The organism is Pseudomonas iridis, from assembly GCF_017980685.1.
Lineage (GTDB): Bacteria > Pseudomonadota > Gammaproteobacteria > Pseudomonadales > Pseudomonadaceae > Aquipseudomonas > Aquipseudomonas iridis.
On the sequence record NZ_JACXXO010000004.1, the window covers coordinates 1 to 18,561 of the forward strand.

The following is an 18,561-nucleotide window of genomic DNA, read 5'->3' on the forward strand; positions in this document are numbered from 1 at the left end:
GCGGGTCTGCTTACGTTTGCCGGCGTACTCAGCATCGGCGAAGGACATCTGTTTCATCGGGACTCAACCGTTCGATTCCTGTGAGGCGGGTATTTCACCAAATCTGGAAGCCTTTTTCAGAGTTTCCTTAGACCGCTAATAGAAGGAAGTGGAAGAAACTCTTTAGATACTGAAGCTTACCTAGGAGGTTTTGCATGAATTATTCTTTGGATAAGGGAGTATTTATCGCATTCGAAGGTACCGATGGCGCAGGAAAATCAACGGTTGCGCGAGCAACATATGACAGAATTTTTCAGTCCCATTCTGCATTGCACTATATAGACAAAAATCGTCCTCCAGTGCCTACAGGCTATACAGAGTTTCATATGTCTCGGCTACGTGAAGTCTTATGGGACTATCCAGACAACGCTCCCCTTGAACAATTAGGTGACAAACACTGGATAAGCCTCATCACTGCGTGGTTTCAGGCCACAGATCATGCGGCTATAACACCTTTGATCAATTCTGGCGCAAGCTGCATCTCCGATGGTTGGCACTATAAATACCTAGCGCGCTTTCTGCTTAAGAGTACTGATTTGGCTGAGGATGCGTTGGCAATTTTCTCAACGATTAGAAAACCTGACTTCGTAATTTTTTTAGATGTTGATCCGGCACTGGCAGCACAGAGAAAAGGAGCATTTCGCCTTAGCGAGAGTGGAGCCTATGACGGCGCCAATACAAATCCCCAAAAGGGCTTTATTGACTATCAGAATCGAGTTAGATCCAGTTATGAGCGATGCGGTCTGGTGAACTGGATAAGAATCGATACAACCGATCTAAGTGAGGAAGCCGTACTCGAAAAGGCGGTGACTGCAGTCCAGAGCATTCTTTGTAGAGAGTAGAAAACAACGAACGTGTCTAATGATGGGCTGATCGACGCCACAGCTACGACCGTGAAACGTCGAAACGTGTGAGCGACACCCTTTACTGACCCACCATACTTTGTAGGAGCTGCCGAAGGCTGCGATCTTTTGATCCTGTTTTTTACAAGCAAGATCAACAGATCGCAGCCTTCGGCAGCTCCTACAGGGGCAAGTATTTACAGGGTCAGAATCATCTCGTGCCACGCCATCCCGCCGTGATCCGACTCAGACGGCTTGATGTAGGCAAAGCCAAACCCGGCATACAGCGGGATGTGCTGTTCCTTGCACATCAAATGAATCGTCGCTTTATCCATCCCGCGCATGCGCTCGATGAACTCCGCGAGCAAGCGCTTGGCCAGCCCTTGCCCCTGATAATCCGGGTGCACCACCACCGACATGATCACCACGTTTGGTCCTTTCGGATCATGCCCGATCAGTTCCTTGAACGCCTCGTCCGACATCTGCACATCGAACGCCGCGCCCGAGTTGACGAACCCGGCGACCTCGCCGTCGACTTCGGCAACGATGAAGCCATCCGGCCAGGTCGCAATGCGCGTGGCGATCTTTTCGCGGGTGGCGGCTTCGTCGCCATCGTAGGCAACGGTTTCGATGGCGTAGCAGCGATCCAGGTCAGTGGCAGTGACGTTGCGGATTAGGGTAATCATGGCAGCTCGAAAATCAGTGAAAACAAGGCTGCCAAGCATAAAGCAGAAACGGCGAGACAGGTCATTGACCCGCCCCGCCGCGCGCAATTCACGCCTTGAGTGGCAGCCAGATTTCCAGCGTGCCGGTATGCAGTTTGGGGTTGAAATCCTCACTGTAGCGTTCGAACTCCGGCGCATCGGCGGCTTCGCGTCCGGACTGCGGCAGCCAGGTTTTCCAGATGTACTGGAAGGTCTCTGGCAACTGATCCAGTGAACCTTTGTGCTCGAACACCGCGTAATCCTGCGGTGGCACCTCGATCCAACGGTACTGTTCCGGCAGATCATCGAGTTTGCTGATTTCGACCCCGGCGATGTATTCGAAACCACCCTTGCCGTCCGCATTGCAGCAGACGCCGAACGTCACTTCGTTCTTCTGCCCGGGAATCTTGCCCAGATGCGGGATGAATTTTTCCCACAGTTCGGGGATGCCATCGGTGGTGTCCTGAGTAAATCGTCCGCCAAGCCCTGCTATCAGCAGGAATTGTCCATGTTCGAAGCGAGGTTCTGCCACTTCGACGCGTGTTTGCTCATCCATGACTCGACTCCTGGAACGAAAAAAGTGGGTTCGGCTGGGAGTATAGAAGCCAAACCCGATTCGCAACATCAGAGCGTATGCAGGGCCTCGGCCGCACCCGACCCGACAAACTCGTTATAGCCAGATACGATCACGTAAACCGCGAAATAGCAGAAGATCGCTGCAGATGCCATATACGAGTAGCGCAGCAGCTTATCACCCAGGAGCTTGCCACCATGGCTTGCGGCGAAGCACAAACCGGCCGACCACAACAGCCCTGCGCACAGAAACCCACCGAGAAACAAAGCAGAACTCAAAGGCCCGCCCCCGCCCGAGCGGGCGATCAACGTGCCGCCTACCGCAGCGAACCAGAGAATCGCGCTCGGCGAAGACATGGCGAGGAAGATCCCCCGCAAAAATTCCTTGCGGTGGGAGTTCTGCCCCACCTCTGCCGTCTCGGCCAGCAGCGCCTCGTGATGGATTGCCGAGTAGATCATCTTCGCCGCGAAATAGATCAGCAGTGCCGAACCGCCGATCCACAGCACCCAGCGCACGGTTTCGTATTGCAGCAACACGGTCATTCCGGCGAGCGCCAGCAACGCATAAATCAGATCGCCGACACAGGTGCCGAGGCCCAGCGCAAAGCCCTGAAAATAACCGCGCTGCATGGCCAGCGTGATCATTGCGATGTTGGCCACGCCGATATCCAGGCACAGCGAGAGGCTCAGCAAAAAGCCGCTGGTGAATTCCATCAACCGATTTCCTTGGAAAAATTTGTTTACGCGCAGGCTGGACAGTCTGCCATCACAGCCCTTATCTTCGCCAACAGGTCACCGCAGTGACCAGCGTCGCTCGGACGGTTCCGGGCGCTTACGTTATCCGAGGCAACAATGGCTGAACAAGGTTCGCCGCGCCGCTTTGCGCGCATAGATCGACTCCCCCCTTACGTTTTCAACATCACCGCCGAGCTGAAGATGGCCGCGCGGCGTCGTGGTGAAGACATCATCGACTTGAGCATGGGCAACCCCGACGGGGCCACGCCGCCGCACATTGTCGAAAAACTCGTGCAAGTCGCCCAGCGTGACGACACCCACGGTTATTCCACGTCCAAGGGCATTCCGCGTCTGCGTCGGGCGATTTCCAATTGGTACAAGCAACGCTACGAGGTCGATATCGACCCGGAAAGCGAAGCCATTGTCACCATCGGTTCCAAGGAAGGCCTGGCGCATCTGATGCTGGCGACCCTGGATCAGGGCGACACCGTACTGGTGCCGAACCCCAGCTACCCGATTCACATCTACGGTGCGGTAATTGCCGGCGCTCAGGTGCGTTCTGTACCGCTGGTGCCGGGCGTGGACTTCTTCGACGAACTGGAACGGGCGATTCGCGGCTCGATCCCGAAGCCGAAGATGATGATCCTCGGCTTCCCGTCGAACCCGACTGCGCAGTGCGTGGAACTGGATTTCTTCGAACGGGTGATCGCCCTCGCCAAGCAATACGACGTGCTGGTCATCCACGATCTGGCTTACGCCGACATCGTCTACGACGGCTGGAAAGCCCCTTCGATCATGCAAGTGCCGGGCGCCAAGGACATCGCGGTGGAGTTTTTCACCCTGTCCAAGAGCTACAACATGGCCGGTTGGCGCATCGGTTTCATGGTCGGCAATCCAGAACTGGTCAACGCCTTGGCGCGGATCAAGAGCTACCACGACTACGGCACTTTCACCCCACTGCAAGTCGCCGCGATTGCTGCGCTGGAAGGCGATCAGCAGTGCGTGAAAGACATCGCCGAGCAATATCGCCAACGCCGTAATGTGCTGGTCAAAGGCCTGCATGAACTGGGCTGGATGGTCGAAAACCCAAAGGCTTCGATGTACGTCTGGGCGAAAATCCCTGAGGCTTATGCGCATCTGGGTTCGCTGGAATTCGCCAAGAAACTGCTGGCCGAGGCCAAGGTTTGCGTCTCGCCGGGGGTGGGGTTTGGTGAGTATGGCGATGATCACGTGCGCTTCGCGCTGATCGAAAACCAGGACCGCATTCGCCAGGCTGTACGCGGCATTCGCGGGATGTTCCGGGCGGATGGATTAGCCCCGAAATCCAGCACCTGACAACTTCCTTGGGGGAGCGAGCCTGCTCGCGAAAGCGTCGAGTCAGCTGAAATCCATATCGACTGACACATCGCATTCGCGAGCAGGCTCGCTCCCACATTGGTTTTGTCTATGTCACGAATCATCACCCACAAAAAAACCGCATCGCTGCGGTTTTTTTGTGGTTGGCGTTTGCTGTTAAACGAACATCGACAACAGCAGGATAAAGCCCAACGCGACCACCGAAAGGATGGTTTCCATCGCCGTCCAGGTCTTGAACGTTTCGGCCACGGTCATGTTGAAGTACTGCTTCACCAGCCAGAAACCGGCGTCGTTGACGTGAGACAGGATCAACGAACCGGCACCGGTGGCCAGCACCAGCAGTTCACGGTTGACGCCCGGAACCATTCCGACCACCGGCACCACGATGCCCGCGCCAGTGATGGTCGCAACCGTTGCCGAACCGGTGGCAATACGGATCACCGCCGCCACCAGCCATGCCAGCAGGATCGGCGAGATCTGTGCGCTGACCGCCATGTGGCCGATCACATCGCCCACGCCGCTGGTGACCAGCATCTGCTTGAAGCCACCGCCGGCACCGATGATCAGGATGATCGCGGCGGTTGGCGCCAGGCTCGCATCCAGCCACTTGAGGATCTGGTTGGAACCGATGCCCTGCTTGTAGCCAAAGGTGTACAGCGACAGCAGCAATGCCAGCAGCAGTGCCGAGATCGGGTGACCGATCATGTCCATCCAGGTGCGGAAGAAGTTACCGTCCGGCAGCGCCACGTCAGCGAAGGTTTTCAGCAGCATCAGGAACACCGGCAGCAGCACGGTGATCAGGGTGATGCTGAAGCTCGGCAGGACAGCGGTATCGTTTTCGCGGGCCAGTTGATCGACCAGTTCCTGATTCGGGTGACCCGGAATGTGCTTGGCGATGAACGTACCGAAGATCGGCCCGGCAATGATTGCAGTCGGCAGCGCAACGATCAGACCGTAGAGAATGGTCTTGCCGATGTCAGCGCCGAACACGCCGATGGCCAGCAGCGGGCCCGGGTGCGGTGGCACCAGACCGTGCACGGCGGACAGGCCGGCGAGCAACGGGATACCGATCTTGATGATCGACACGCCCGTGCGGCGGGCAACGATGAACACCAGCGGAATCAGCAGCACGAAGCCGATTTCGAAGAACAACGGAATGCCCACCAGGAACGCGGCGAACATCATTGCCCACTGGACTTTGTCCTTGCCGAACGCGCGAATCAGGGTCTGGGCAATCTGATCTGCCCCGCCCGATTCGGCCATCATTTTGCCGAGCATGGTGCCCAGCGCGAGGATGATGCCGACGAAACCAAGCACGCCACCAAAGCCGTCCTGGAACGCTTTGATGATGGTGCCGATCGGCATGCCGGATGTCAGGCCGAGGAATGCGGCGGCGATGGTCAGGGCAATGAAAGGGTGAATCTTGAACTTGGTGATCAGGACGATAAGTCCGATCACCGTGACCACTGCATCAAGCAGCAGGTAGGCGTCGTGGGACATGCCAAACATTGGGGGTGTCTCCTGGTTTGTTGTTGTTATTAAAGCGGGTTAATCAGAAGTCGTAAGGACAGCGCTGTCTGCACGAACACGCTCATACCGCCTGTTTCAGGCCATTGGCCTGCCACCAGACGTGAGCTTGCTCAGCCAGTTCTTCAACGCTGTGGATCGAAGCGTTCAACGCCAGGGTCAACGGCTCGCCTTTGGGCGATTCGAGGGTGGCGAACTGGCTTTCGATCAGCGTGGCCGGCATGAAGTGGCCCGGACGATGGGACACACGCTCGGCGGCAACTTCAGGGGTCAATTCAAGGAACACGAAGCCCAGGCCCGGCAGGGCACTGCGCAAGACTTCACGATAACTGTGTTTGAGGGCCGAGCAGGTCAGCACCGGGCGCTGGCCCGTGGCGTCAACGCGACGCAGCTCCTCGCACAGGCTGTCGAGCCAGCCGGCACGGTCGTCGTCGTTCAGGGGGATCCCCGCGCTCATCTTTTCGATGTTCGCGGCCGGATGGAAAGTATCGCCTTCAATGGCAGTGGCGCCGCTCAATTGGCACAGGGCCTCGCTGACGCACGTCTTGCCGCAACCGGCAACGCCCATGATGACCAGGGCGGTGATGGGATGATTCATGAAACACCTCAGCGCGCAGACAGCGCTACCTTTGCAAGCTATGACTCTAGTGCACAGATAGAAGTTGCCGACGCCTTCTTGTCGTTTTTTTGGGTTGCAGCAGGTTTGTTCCCAACACCAAAAAGCGAAGATCAGGCAGGACCTCGCTTACGCATTTGCAGCTGCATCAGGACAGCGCTACCTTAGTGCCTTGATTTTTGTTTGGCAAGCCGCCCGATGACCACTCCTAAAAACGATAAAAATACCCGCACCACCGGCCGTCCCACCCTTAATGAAGTTGCTCGCCTTGCCGGCGTCAGCCCGATTACCGCTTCCCGCGCCTTGCGCGGGGTCAGCACCGTGGCCACCGAACTGGTGGACAAAGTCCGCAAGGCTGCCCTCGAACTCAACTACGTGGTCAACCCTGCCGCCCGCGCCCTGGCCTCAGCGCAGAGCCATTCGGTGGTGGTTTTGGTGCCGTCACTGTCCAACCTGTTGTTCATCGATACGCTGGAAGCCATTCATCGGGTTTTGACGCCCAAGGGCTTTGAAGTACTGATCGGTAACTTCCACTACTCCCGTGATGAAGAAGAAAACCTGCTGCGCAACTACATGGCCTATCAGCCGCGCGGGTTTCTGCTGACCGGGTTTGATCGCACCGAAAGTTCGCGGCGGATGATCGAGGCCAGCAACATTCCCTGCGTGTACATGATGGAACTGGACAGCGCCGCCGGCGTGAATTGCGTCGGCTTCTCCCAACTCAGCGCCGGCGAAACGGCGGCTGAGCATTTGCTCTCGCGGGGGCGCAAACGTCTGGCTTACATCGGGGCGCAACTTGATCAGCGCACGTTGCTGCGTGGCGAAGGTTTTCGCAAAGCGTTGCAGAAGGCCGGGCGTTATGACCCGGATCTGGAAGTGCTGACGCCACGCGCTTCGTCGGTGGGATTGGGTGGCGAGTTGTTTTTGCAATTGCTGGCGGCGCACCCGGATGTCGATGCGATCTTCTTCGGCAACGATGACCTGGCACAGGGCGCATTGCTGGAGGCGCTGCGCCACGGCATCAAAATCCCTGAGCAAGTGGCGATTCTGGGCTTCAACGACTTGCCGATGTCCGAGCACATGGTGCCGCGCCTGAGCAGCATCAACACACCGCGTGAGGCGATTGGCCGGCGCGCGGCGGAGCAGATGCTGACGTTGATGGCCGGGAACAAGGTGGCACGGCCGGTGGAAGACATGGGCTTCGAACTGAAGATCCGCGAAAGCACATAACCCCTGAAATTCCTGTGGGAGCTGGCTTGCCAGCGATGGCGTCCGGTCAGTCGATACATTTTTGGCTGATACACCGCTATCGCTGGCAAGCCAGCTCCCACAGGTGTTGTGGTGTTCACAAAATTCAAGGTTGAATTACAATCCCGGTGGGAGCGAGCCTGCTCGCGAAAGCGTCGTGTCAGATAAGCACTTGACGACTGACACGGCGCTTTCGCGAGCAGGCTCGCTCCCACATTGGATCTCCACCGTCTCTAGTGACTGAGCAGGTCAACGAGGGCCAATGCGCCTTTCTGTAGCGGCTGGCTCTTCAGCCACACCGCATGCACCGGCATCACCAAACCGTTTTCGATGTTGCGGAAGTTCAGGCGCTTCAGTCGTCCGCTGTCCAGTCGCGACTGCACCACCGACAGCGGGAAATTGCCCCAGCCCAATCCCGCCTCAACCATCTCCATCGCTGTTTCCAGCGTATCGGTGCGCCAGTGAGATTCAGCCACCAACGGCCGCGTCTCACTGATCGGCAAGTCACGACTGGCGACGAAAATTTGCCGTACGTGCACAAGGTCTTCCAGAAACAGATCCTGATCCTGCAATAGCGGACTGTCCGCCGCCAGCGTAGCGATCATCCGTTCGCTGCCGACAAACTGAAAGCGCTCCAGCACGTTCATGCTCAACCCGGCGAACGCCAGACATACACTGACGCGGCCGCTGTGCAGCATCGCCAGCACATCATCCTGCGGCGCCGTCAGTACTTCGATGTCGAGCAGCGGATGGCGCTCGGCAATAGCCTTGATCGCCGCCAGCAAACGCCGACGGTCGATGTCCGCAGTCACGCCGATCGACAACCTGCTCTCCAGCCCCAATGACAACTCCACCGCGTGTACTTGCAGTTGTTTGAGCTGCCCGGCGATCAGCCGGGCATGAGGGACCAGTGAAAGCGCCATTGCCGTCGGTTGCGGTTCGCGATGGCTGCGATCAAACAGCGAATAACCAAGTTCGGCCTCAAGGTTGCCGATGCCCATGCTCACGGCCGAGGGGACTTTGCCCAATGCGCGGGCGGCGGCGGAAAACGAGCCGCGCTCAATCACCGCAAGGAATAATTCGATGCTGTCGCTGTTGAAATTCAATGGATCAACCTATCAATAGAACTGAAAGCTTCTGACTTTTTCTGTCAACCCTATTGAAGCTATCTTTCGTCGCCTCCGCCAGTCCCACTGGCCAACAAATGGCAAGAAAGAGGCAAATCTGCATGCAAGGCGTCAAACGCAAACTGGTCTATGTGTCGCTCTACGAAGTGATAGGCATGACCTTTTCCGCCCTTGGTCTGGCGCTGTTGTCGGGCACCTCACCGGGCAGCACCGGGCCGTTGGCTGTGATCATCACGACCATCGCCGTTACCTGGAATTTCATCTATACCTCGATGTTCGAGCACTGGGAAAGTCGTCAGCAGTCACGCACCCGCACCGTAAAACGACGCATCGCCCACGCAATCGGTTTTCAACTGACGTTGATCGTGTTCCTGATTCCGTTGATCGCGTGGTGGATGAATATCAGCCTGGTGCAGGCTTTCCTGCTGGATCTGGCGCTGATCATCTTCATTCCTTGCTACACGTTTGCCTTCAACTGGCTGTTTGATCGGGTGTTTGGTCTGCCCGCTTCGGCGTTGCCGGATTCGGCTGCGGCGACATAAATCGTCAGCCACTTCAGTGACGTCAAGGACAGGCGACAAATTTCTTGCTGCACTTTGACCTCAAGGCAGCATGAAACATGATGTAGGAGCTGCGGCACGCTGCGATCTTTTGATTTTGAATTTAAAGATCAAAAGATCGCAGCGTGCCGCAGCTCCTACAGTTGCTATGCGGTGCTAGTTCAGCTGCAAGGTCTCATTGAACTGGCTGATCGCATCTACCACATGCCGCGAGCCTTGCTGGATCTCCAGGATCACCTCGCCCGCCTCGTTCGCCAATTCAACCCCAAGCCCGGTGCGGCTCAAACTCGATTGCATGCTCGATACCCCGCTTAGCGACAGATCATGGTTCTTGCGCACCACCTCGACAATCTCCAGCGTCGCCTGACTGGTGCGAGCAGCAAGACTGCGCACCTCATCCGCGACCACCGCAAAACCCCGCCCGTGTTCGCCGGCCCGCGCCGCTTCGATGGCCGCGTTGAGCGCCAGCAAATTGGTCTGATCGGCAATTCCGCGAATGGTCTGGACGATGGTGCCGATGATGTCCGACTGCTTGCTGACCGCATCGATGCTGACCGCCGCTTCGTTGAGATCGCGGGAAATGTCCTGAATGATCTGCACCGTTTGCTGCACGACCTGTGAGCCTTTTTGCGCGCAGGCGTCGTTTTGTACCGAAGTGCTGTGGGCCGATTCCGCGGCGTTCTGCAACGTGGTCATCTGATGGGTGATGTCGCTGGCGAACTTGACCACTTTGTACAAGCGGCCCTTGGCGTCGAACAACGGGTTATACGACGCTTCGAGGTAAACCATCTGCCCGGACTTGTTCTTGCGCTCGAAGCGATGGGAGTGATATTCGCCGCGATTGAGCGAAGCCCAGAATGCCTTGTATTGCACCGACTCGGCTTCGGCCCGATGGCAGAACATGCTGTGATGGTGGCCGACGACTTCGCTGAGCGTGTACTGCGTGGTCTTCAGAAAGTTTTCGTTGGCGGTGATCACATTGCCCTCCGGCGTGAACTCGATCACCGCCATCGAGCGACCAATCGCCGCGAGCATGCTTTCCTCTTCATGTTCCTTATTGATCCGCGCGGTAATGTCCGACGCGACCTTGATCACACTTTTTACTTGTTTGTCCTGACCATAGACCGGCATGTAACTGGCTTCGAGCCAGACCTCCTTGCCGCTCTTGTTCAAACGCAGGAACGTCCCGCTGATCGGCTCGCCCCGGGCCAGGTCACGCCATAACTTCGCGTACTCCTCGCTGCGATAAAACGCTTCTTCGCAAAAGATCCGGTGATGTTTGCCGCGCACTTCTTCGGCGCCATAACCCATGGTCTTGCAGAAGTTTTCATTGGCATCCAGAACGATGCCATCGGGGCTGAACTCGATCATCGCCATCGAACGGCTGATCGCTGCCAACTTGGCATTGGCTTCAGTCAAGGCGCAGCTGAAGCGCTCGATTTCCTTCAGGTCAGCCTTGTGATGTAGGTTGAACATGGTTGTATCACCTTCCGCGCGTTCTTTTTGATTTGATGAAAGTTCAGGTCTTTCAGAATCCACCACTACGTTCCACAGAACAGGCACACGCATTCCTCCACGGGAGGAAGTTGTCAGGTGATAAATGATGATTAATCGGAGCGTCCATGCAGCAACGCTCTAATCAAGACATCCTTCTCTTGATAGCCCGGTTGAGGGCCAGCCCTAACGTTTTGAAGAAAGTCCATTTAGATAACGCTCCTTGTTGGTTCAGTGTCGGTGCCTCGGGTTGCGCACTCTGGCAGCATGAATCACGAACTAACCCTATGCACTCGGCATGCCTGGCACGACGGTCGACATAGTTAGTTATGGGTCAGCATAGCCAGCGCGAAGCCTGATGCAAGGCCACTAGTCGGCCAGTATCTGGCATTTTTTGCACAAAAAACGGTTCAGCCAGAAACAAAAAAAGCCTCCAGGAGGCTTTTGTGCGATGGCGAGCGAGATATTTGCAAATTATTTGTCATGCAGACAGGAGCCCGGGAACCGGGCTCCCGAAGGGCGGGATCAGTGACCGAATACGTCTACTTTCTTGGCTTTTTTCTCCGCCCGCTTCTCAATCGCGGTCTTGGCCGGTTTCTTCTTCGCGGCTTTCTTTGAATCCATACCTTTGGACATGATGATGACTCCACTCACAGGGCTGTAGGCTCAGGTATACACCTATCCAGTGACGCACGTTCTTTTATAATCGCCGCCTCCTCCACCGCCAGTCCGATCCCATGCCCGACACCCAGTACAGCCTGCTCGACGAATCGTTATGGCCCTTGATGAACAAGTTCTACCGCCGCCACCAATCTTCGATGAAAGCCGTGCGCGAGGCGCAGCTGTGGGTGGCGCGACGGGGCGACATCGTTGCGGCGCTATGCCTGCGGCCGGTGGCGGGTGGGCGTTGGTTGACGGGGTTGTTTGTTGATCCGCAATGCCGTGAGCAGGGAGTTGCTGCGCAGTTGATCAGCATTGCGGTGAAGGATGTGACAGAGCCGGTGTGGCTGTTCTGCCATCCGGATTTGCGCGGGTTTTATGAGCGGCGCGGGTTCAGTGTCGACCCCGCCCTGCCCCAGGCGATGGCGGAACGGTTGAGCCGGTATGCGCGGAGCAAACCGATGATTGCGATGGGGTTGAACCCTTGAAACTGATAAAAACCAATGTGGGAGCGAGCCTGCTCGCGAAAGCGGTGTGTCAGACCAGTTTCTGCCACTGATGTACCGCATTCGCGAGCAGGCTCGCTCCCACAGGGAATTATTTGTGGACTCGGTTTATTCGTCCGCTGCGGGATCAAGGTCCGGAAACATCACTTCGGTAAAACCGAACTTGCTGAAATCAGTAATCCGCGACGGATACAACCGGCCGATCAAATGGTCGCATTCATGCTGCACCACCCGCGCATGGAAACCTGAAGCGACCCGCACAATCGGCTCGCCCTTCGGATCAAAGCCTTCGTAGCGAATCAGCTGGAAGCGATCCACCGCCCCCCGCAAACCGGGCACTGACAGGCAGCCTTCAAAACCTTCTTCCGTCAACGTATTGAGCGGCGTGATCAGCGGATTGATCAGGATGGTTTGCGGTACCGCTTCGGCGTCCGGGTAACGTTCGCTGTGCTCGAAACCGAAGATCACCAGTTGCAGATCGACACCGACCTGCGGCGCGGCCAGGCCGACACCGCCGACGCTTTCCATGGTCTGGAACATGTCGTCGATCAGTTGCCACAGCTGCGGGCTGTCGAACATTTCGGGCGGAACCGGCGGGGCGATACGCAGCAGGCGCTCGTCGCCCATTTTCAGAATTTCACGAATCATGATCTGGCTTCGTCAGTGTCCGGCTTGATCGAGTGATCGCGACCCAGGCCCGAGACGTGTTGTTTGGGAGTTTCATCGAGTTCGCCGGGGACTTTCTCGCCCGCGTCCTTGCCTTCGCTCGACATGTGCTCGATCACCGCATTCATCTCCGCGCCGAGCAGCAGCACGGCAGCGGAAATGTAGAAGTACAGCAAGAGCACAATGATCGCCCCGATGCTGCCATACATCGCGTTGTAGTTGGCGAAGGTTTTTACGTAAAACGCAAAGCCCAGCGAGGCAATGATCCATACCACCACGGCCAATACCGAACCCGGCGTGATGAAGCGAAATTCCTGTTTGACGTCCGGCATCACGTAGTAGATCAGTGCCACGGCGACCATCATCAGAATCACGATGACCGGCCAGCGCGCGATGGTCCACAAGGTGACGATGAATTCCTCAAGCCCCACCTGCGCGGCGATCCAGCCCATCACCTGCGGCCCGAGCACCATCAGCGCCGCCGCCACCAGCAACATGCCGGCAATGCCGACGGTGTAGACGATCGACAACGGGAAGCGCTTCCAGACAGGTCTGCCTTCGACAACGTCATAGGCGGCGTTCATTGCGCTCATCATCAGGCGCACACCGGCAGACGCGGTGTAGAGGGCAATAACGATACCTACCGAGAGCAAGCCGCCCTTGGATTGCTGCAGTTGATCAATCACCGGGTTGACCTGCTCCAGCGCTTGCGGCGGCAGCACCAGCTCCGACTGCAGGCGCAGCCAGGAGAAGAAGTCCGGCAGGTGCAGGAAACCGATCAGGGCAATCAGAAACAGGATGAACGGGAACAGCGAGAACAGCATCTGGTAGGCCAGTGCCGAGGCGTAGGTCGACATCTCGTCGTCGATGAATTCAGTGACCGTGCGCACCATCACCCGGTGCAGGGGCAGACCTTTCATGTCCGGAAAAATCATTCGCGTCTCCTTTCGCCGCAATACAGGTTGAAGTCGTGGCGACTCAGGGGCCGTTTTTTACATCACGGTAGCCTGTTTGGCGACCTTTGCAGGATAACCGCAGGCTTTTGACACAAAAACGGCCATCCTTGGATGGCCGCTCGTGTCGTGCGTTCAAGGCCAGATTACGCCTTGTCGACAGTGTTCTTCACTGCATCTTTGGCTTTGCCAACTTCTTGCTGGGCTTCGCCTTTCTTCTCTTGGATTTTGCCTTCGACCTGCATCTTGTCATTGTCGGTAGCTTTACCGACGCCTTGCTTGACGTTGCCGACGGCTTCGTTGGCCATGCCTTTTACTTTATCGCCTGTGCTACTCATGGTGTTTCTCCTTGGTGCAATTAGGGGAAAGTCAGTACGTAATGATTGACTGGTCGGGTTTGCGCCAAGTTTCATTTATTTTTGACGGCTCATTTCGTCGCGGCGTGCAGGTTGGGCTTTATGTTTGCTCGCCCAGCCCCGAGAATGCGCACCTATGGGCGCCGTGCGCCAGATATCCGATCCCGCAGGAATGTTATGAAACTCGATAAAAAGCTGGCCATTGCCCGTAGAAACCAGGAACTGGGCGGTGCCGTGCTCGGCGTCAACAACTGCCACTTCGCCGAACTGAACCGTAACCGCAACATCTGGTGGTTCGACCTGCCGGTGGCGCGTCTGGCCGTCGGTCAGTACGAGTGGATTCACCTGCTGATGCACACACCGGCTACCGACGAACTGCTGCACCTGAAAGTGCCGACCGTGTTTCTGCGTGAGAAGCTCGAAGGGCTGGTGATTCGCAATGAAGGCAAGCGCAAGGCTGCGTTGAGCCTGGAATTGAGTGCGGACAAGGATTCGTATCTGCAGGACATGCGTCCGACGGGGACTAACGTGAATTTCGCGCCGTTTCGTCAGTAACAGAAAAAGCCAAAGCTTCGCGAGCAGGCTCGCTCCCACATTCAACCGCGCTCCGTCAGTTGAAATACGGTCAAAAGTGGGAGCGAGCCTGCTCGCGAAGACGGCATCACAGGCAACGCACATCTACAGTCTGCAGCAACAAAAAGCCCCGCATCTGCGGGGCTTTTTGTTTACGCGGCGTTTTTCGCCTTGATCTTCTTCAGCTCTTCGTCGCGCAGTTCGCGGCGCAGGATCTTGCCGACGTTGGTGGTCGGCAGCGCATCGCGGAACTCCACCGAGCGCGGCACCTTGTAACCGGTGACGTTGGCGCGCATGTGCTCCATCACCTGTTCTTTGGTCAGCGTCACGCCTGGTTTGGCGACGATGAAAATCTTGATCGCCTCGCCCGACTTCTCGTCCGGCACGCCGATGGCTGCACACTGCAACACACCCGGCAGGGTTGCCAGCACGTCTTCCAGCTCGTTCGGGTACACGTTGAAACCGGAGACCAGAATCATGTCTTTCTTGCGATCGACAATACGCATGTAGCCATCCGGCTGGATCAGCGCGATGTCACCGGTCTTCAGCCAGCCGTCACTGTCGAGCATTTCATCGGTGGCGTCCTGACGCTGCCAGTAACCTTTCATCACCTGCGGGCCCTTGACGCACAGCTCGCCGATTTCACCCAGCGGCTGCTCGACACCGGCATCGTCGATGACTTTGCACAGAGTCGATGGCACCGGAATGCCGATGGTGCCGATCTGGATGTGCTGGATCGGGTTGACCGTGGCCACCGGGCTGGTTTCGGTCATGCCGTAACCTTCGCAGATCGCACAACCGGTGACCGCTTTCCAGCGTTCGGCAGCGGCCAGTTGCAGGGCCATGCCGCCGGACAGGGTGACTTTCAGCGCCGAGAAATCCAGCTTGCGGAAACCTTCGTTGTTGCACAGCGCCACGAACAGCGTGTTCAGGCCGACGAAACCGCTGAACTTCCACTTCGACAGTTCCTTGACCATCGCCGGCAGGTCGCGCGGGTTGCTGATCAGGATGTTGTGGTTGCCGATCAGCATCATCGCCATGCAATGAAAAGTGAACGCGTAGATGTGGTACAGCGGCAGCGGGGTGATCAGGATCTCGCAACCTTCATTGAGGTTGGAACCCATCAGCGCCTTGCATTGCAGCATGTTGGCGACGAGGTTGCGGTGGGTCAGCATCGCGCCTTTGGCCACGCCGGTGGTGCCGCCGGTGTATTGCAGCACCGCGACATCACCGCTGTCCGGGTTGGCTTCTGCCACAGGCTGACCCTGGCCCTTGCTCAGCACGTCGTTGAACTTGACGGCTTTTGGCAAGTGATAAGCCGGGACCATTTTCTTCACGTACTTGATGACGCTGTTGATCAGCAAGCGCTTGATCGGCGGCAGCAGGTCGGCGACTTCGGTGACGATGACGTGTTTGACGCCGGTTTTCGGCACCACGGCTTCGGCCAGGTGCGCCATGTTCGCCAGGCACACCAGCGCTTTGGCGCCGGAGTCGTTGAATTGGTGTTCCATTTCCCGCGTGGTGTACAGCGGGTTGGTGTTGACCACGATCAGCCCGGCACGGATGGCACCGAAAACGGCCACCGGGTATTGCAGAACGTTGGGCAGTTGCACGGCGATTCGATCACCGGGCTGCAAATCGGTATGCTGTTGCAGATACGCGGCAAACGCGCCGGACAATTCATACAATTCACCGTAGGTGATTGTCTTGCCCAGGTTGCTGAAAGCCGGTTTGTCGGCGAAGCGTTGGCAGGATTGCTTCAACACTGCCTGAATGTTCGGATACTCGTCTGGATTGATGTCGGCAGCAATTCCAGCCGGGTATTTATCCTTCCAAAAGTCTTCGATCATGGAAGCCCACTCCTCAGCAACGCGAATTCTTCACCGCATTTGATGCGATTATTATTGGTGTGTGTTTTGTATTGGTGAATCTGGCTTGTATATAGGCCGAGAAGTCACAAAGCGCGCCGAGAGTAGCAGCTTTGCCGAGGGTCGACTAGAGCCAAAAGCGGCCCCTACAGTCACATTGATGACTCAAGACTTTCTAGCAGTCATTTTAGAGCAAAAATCCTAGAACACCCCTGAGGCCCCTGAATTTTGGGCCTCGAAAGCAAAAGATCGCAGCCTTCGGCAGCTCCTGCAGGAAACGCATTCCCATGTAGGAGCTGCTGAAGGCTGCGATCTTTGCGCTTTTGCCCTTTATGCGATATCGCGTAACTCACGCCGCAGAATCTTCCCGACCGGCGTCATCGGCAACGACTCACGCAACACAATGTGCTTGGGTACTTTGTACGCTGTGAAATTCTCCTTGCAGTAAGCCTTCAGCTCTTCAAGGCTGACCCCGCTTTCCCGCGCCACCACGAACAATTTCACCGCCTCGCCAGAACGCTCGTCCGGCACACCGATCACCGCGCAGTTGGCGACTTTCGGGTGGGCCATGACCACGTCCTCGATCTCATTCGGATACACGTTGAAACCGGAAACGATGATCATGTCTTTCTTGCGATCCACGATGCGCACGAAACCATCCGTATCGATGACCGCGATGTCGCCGGATTTGAACCAGCCCTCAGCATCCAGCACTTCAGCGGTGGCTTCGGGCTTGTTCCAATAGCCTTTCATGATCTGCGGGCCTTTGATGCACAACTCGCCACGCTCGCCCATGGGCTGCTCGACGCCGTCATCGTTGATCACTTTCAACAGCGTGCCCGGCACTGGCAAACCGACTGTGCCCAGACGCGACTGGTCACCGTACGGGTTGGTGCATGCCACCGGTGAGGTTTCGGTCAAGCCGTAACCTTCGGTGATGCGGCAACCGGTGATCTGTTCCCAGCGTTCGGCCGTCGCCTTCACCAGCGCCGTGCCGCCGGAGTTGGTCAGTTTCAGCGTGGAGAAATCCAGGGTCTTGAAATCCGGATGCTCCATCAATGCGACAAACAGGGTATTGAGGCCCAGCAGCGCCGAAAACTTCCAGTTCTTCAGCTCCTTGATGAACCCGCCAATGTCCCGTGGATTGGTGATCAGTACGTTGTGGTTGCCGGAAACCATCATGCACATGCAGTTCGCGGTGAAGGCATAGATGTGGTACAGCGGCAACGGCGCGATCATCACTTCCTGGCCTTCGCGCAGCAGCGGCTGACCATCCGGGCCGAGTTGCGCAAGGCAGGCGCGCACTTGCTGCATGTTCGCCACCAGATTGCCGTGGGTGAGCATTGCCCCCTTGGCCAGGCCTGTGGTGCCGCCGGTGTATTGCAACACGGCGATATCGTCGAGGCCGGCCGCCAGCGGCTTGATGCCCAGACCGCGACCCATGCGCAGCGCGCTTTTGAAGGAGATCGCCTGCGGCAGTGAATACGCCGGGACCATCTTCTTCACTTTGCTGACCACAGTGTTGACCAGCCAGCCTTTGGCGGTGGGCATCAGGTCGCCCATCTTCGCTTCGATCAGGTATTGAATGTCGGTGTCCGGGAGCACTTCCTGGACTTTCTGGCCGAACATGTTCAGGTAGACCAACGCCCGCGCGCCGGAATCCTTGAATTGGTGGCGCATCTCCCGCGCGGTATACAGCGGGTTGGTGTTGACCACGATCAGCCCGGCACGCAACGCACCGAACACGGCAATCGGGTAATGCAGGACGTTGGGCATCTGCACCGCGATGCGATCCCCCGGCGCCAGATCGGTATGCGCCTGCAGGTAACCGGCGAAGGCCGCGCTCTGGCGCTCAAGCTCGGCGTAGGTCAAGGTCACGCCCATGATGCTGAACGCCGGGCGATCCGCGAACTTCTTGCAGGAACGCTCGAACACCTCGATCACCGACTTGAACTCCCCCATGTCGATGTCCAGCGGTACGCCGGCGGGGCGTTTGTCATTCCAGAAATCAGGTTGCATTGTTCTTGTCCTCTTTACCTGAGCCGATCCGGGCCGCTTTCTGTCATTTCTGAAAAAGCGGAGCTTCACGGACACTAGCAGTTATGGCCATTCAGGCAAATATGGGCGAGGTCCTCATTGATCGTGTGAATCTTCGTGC

The 18,561-nt window shown here is 57.2% G+C and carries 18 protein-coding genes and 1 pseudogene; 6 read left to right on the forward strand and 13 right to left on the reverse strand.

Features of this window, described 5'->3' with window-relative positions; all coding sequences use genetic code 11:
* Window positions 1-194: 194 nt before the first annotated feature.
* Window positions 195-881 (forward strand): dTMP kinase, encoded by a 687-nt coding sequence (locus IEQ42_RS09270; protein WP_210703318.1) that lies wholly within the window; start codon window positions 195-197, stop codon window positions 879-881.
* A 197-nt stretch (window positions 882-1,078) separates the two neighbouring features.
* Here IEQ42_RS09270 and IEQ42_RS09275 read toward each other — a convergent pair whose 3' ends face one another.
* The 3 genes from IEQ42_RS09275 to IEQ42_RS09285 all read right to left on the reverse strand — a co-directional run bounded on the left by IEQ42_RS09275 (window position 1,079) and on the right by IEQ42_RS09285 (window position 2,872).
* Complete coding sequence (locus IEQ42_RS09275) at window positions 1,079-1,567, reverse strand: GNAT family N-acetyltransferase (protein ID WP_210703319.1); 489 nt, start codon at window positions 1,565-1,567, stop codon at window positions 1,079-1,081.
* An 88-nt stretch (window positions 1,568-1,655) separates the two neighbouring features.
* A complete protein-coding gene (locus tag IEQ42_RS09280) occupies window positions 1,656-2,141 on the reverse strand; it encodes a GyrI-like domain-containing protein (protein ID WP_210703320.1) in 486 nt (161 codons plus the stop codon).
* Window positions 2,142-2,209: 68 nt separating this feature from the next.
* Entirely contained in the window at window positions 2,210-2,872 is a 663-nt protein-coding gene (locus tag IEQ42_RS09285; protein WP_210703321.1) for a LysE family translocator, read from the reverse strand.
* A 138-nt stretch (window positions 2,873-3,010) separates the two neighbouring features.
* Between IEQ42_RS09285 and alaC the strand changes: the two genes are divergently transcribed.
* Window positions 3,011-4,228: an alanine transaminase gene (gene alaC, locus IEQ42_RS09290; protein ID WP_210703322.1), complete on the forward strand. Its 1,218-nt coding sequence runs from the start codon at window positions 3,011-3,013 to the stop codon at window positions 4,226-4,228.
* Window positions 4,229-4,405: 177 nt separating this feature from the next.
* On the opposite strand, the gene IEQ42_RS09295 is transcribed toward alaC, so the two are convergent.
* Window positions 4,406-5,758 (reverse strand): GntT/GntP/DsdX family permease, encoded by a 1,353-nt coding sequence (locus IEQ42_RS09295; RefSeq protein WP_210622716.1) that lies wholly within the window; start codon window positions 5,756-5,758, stop codon window positions 4,406-4,408.
* Window positions 5,759-5,840: 82 nt separating this feature from the next.
* On the reverse strand, window positions 5,841-6,374 hold the full coding sequence (locus tag IEQ42_RS09300; protein ID WP_042560583.1) for a gluconokinase: 534 nt from the start codon (window positions 6,372-6,374) through the stop codon (window positions 5,841-5,843).
* 216 nt (window positions 6,375-6,590) lie between these two features.
* On the opposite strand from IEQ42_RS09300, the gene gntR reads away from it, so the two are divergent.
* Window positions 6,591-7,622, forward strand: a complete 1,032-nt coding sequence (gene gntR, locus IEQ42_RS09305) for an HTH-type transcriptional regulator GntR (RefSeq protein ID WP_042560584.1) — start codon at window positions 6,591-6,593, stop codon at window positions 7,620-7,622.
* A gap of 251 nt (window positions 7,623-7,873) precedes the next feature.
* Here gntR and IEQ42_RS09310 read toward each other — a convergent pair whose 3' ends face one another.
* Window positions 7,874-8,746, reverse strand: coding sequence for a LysR family transcriptional regulator (locus IEQ42_RS09310; protein WP_210703323.1), 873 nt, complete (start codon window positions 8,744-8,746; stop codon window positions 7,874-7,876).
* A 122-nt stretch (window positions 8,747-8,868) separates the two neighbouring features.
* On the opposite strand from IEQ42_RS09310, the gene IEQ42_RS09315 reads away from it, so the two are divergent.
* Complete coding sequence (locus IEQ42_RS09315; RefSeq protein WP_042560586.1) at window positions 8,869-9,309, forward strand: PACE efflux transporter; 441 nt, start codon at window positions 8,869-8,871, stop codon at window positions 9,307-9,309.
* Window positions 9,310-9,483: 174 nt separating this feature from the next.
* Here the strand turns inward: IEQ42_RS09315 and IEQ42_RS27700 are convergent, their stop codons facing one another.
* Window positions 9,484-10,023: a methyl-accepting chemotaxis protein gene (locus IEQ42_RS27700; protein ID WP_414704685.1), complete on the reverse strand. Its 540-nt coding sequence runs from the start codon at window positions 10,021-10,023 to the stop codon at window positions 9,484-9,486.
* A gap of 3 nt (window positions 10,024-10,026) precedes the next feature.
* Window positions 10,027-10,896: pseudogene (locus tag IEQ42_RS27705) on the reverse strand (PAS domain-containing protein); the annotation flags it as partial.
* Window positions 10,897-11,558: 662 nt separating this feature from the next.
* On the opposite strand from IEQ42_RS27705, the gene IEQ42_RS09325 reads away from it, so the two are divergent.
* Complete coding sequence (locus tag IEQ42_RS09325; protein WP_042560588.1) at window positions 11,559-11,969, forward strand: GNAT family N-acetyltransferase; 411 nt, start codon at window positions 11,559-11,561, stop codon at window positions 11,967-11,969.
* Between the two features lie 126 nt (window positions 11,970-12,095).
* On the opposite strand, the gene def is transcribed toward IEQ42_RS09325, so the two are convergent.
* The 3 genes from def to IEQ42_RS09340 form a co-directional block, all read right to left on the reverse strand.
* Entirely contained in the window at window positions 12,096-12,635 is a 540-nt protein-coding gene (def, locus tag IEQ42_RS09330; protein ID WP_210703325.1) for a peptide deformylase, read from the reverse strand.
* A complete protein-coding gene (locus IEQ42_RS09335; protein ID WP_200612258.1) occupies window positions 12,632-13,588 on the reverse strand; it encodes a YihY/virulence factor BrkB family protein in 957 nt (318 codons plus the stop codon). Before IEQ42_RS09335 ends, def begins: the two co-directional genes overlap by 4 nt.
* A 164-nt stretch (window positions 13,589-13,752) precedes the next feature.
* Window positions 13,753-13,944 (reverse strand): CsbD family protein, encoded by a 192-nt coding sequence (locus IEQ42_RS09340; protein WP_210703326.1) that lies wholly within the window; start codon window positions 13,942-13,944, stop codon window positions 13,753-13,755.
* A gap of 195 nt (window positions 13,945-14,139) precedes the next feature.
* Here IEQ42_RS09340 and IEQ42_RS09345 point away from each other — a divergent pair, with 195 nt between their 5' ends.
* Complete coding sequence (locus tag IEQ42_RS09345; protein ID WP_042560592.1) at window positions 14,140-14,517, forward strand: hypothetical protein; 378 nt, start codon at window positions 14,140-14,142, stop codon at window positions 14,515-14,517.
* A 170-nt stretch (window positions 14,518-14,687) separates the two neighbouring features.
* On the opposite strand, the gene fadD1 is transcribed toward IEQ42_RS09345, so the two are convergent.
* Window positions 14,688-16,385, reverse strand: coding sequence for a long-chain-fatty-acid--CoA ligase FadD1 (gene fadD1 / locus IEQ42_RS09350; RefSeq protein WP_150597738.1), 1,698 nt, complete (start codon window positions 16,383-16,385; stop codon window positions 14,688-14,690).
* 348 nt (window positions 16,386-16,733) lie between these two features.
* A complete protein-coding gene (fadD2, locus tag IEQ42_RS09355) occupies window positions 16,734-18,422 on the reverse strand; it encodes a long-chain-fatty-acid--CoA ligase (protein WP_210703327.1) in 1,689 nt (562 codons plus the stop codon).
* Between the last annotated feature and the right edge of the window lie 139 nt (window positions 18,423-18,561).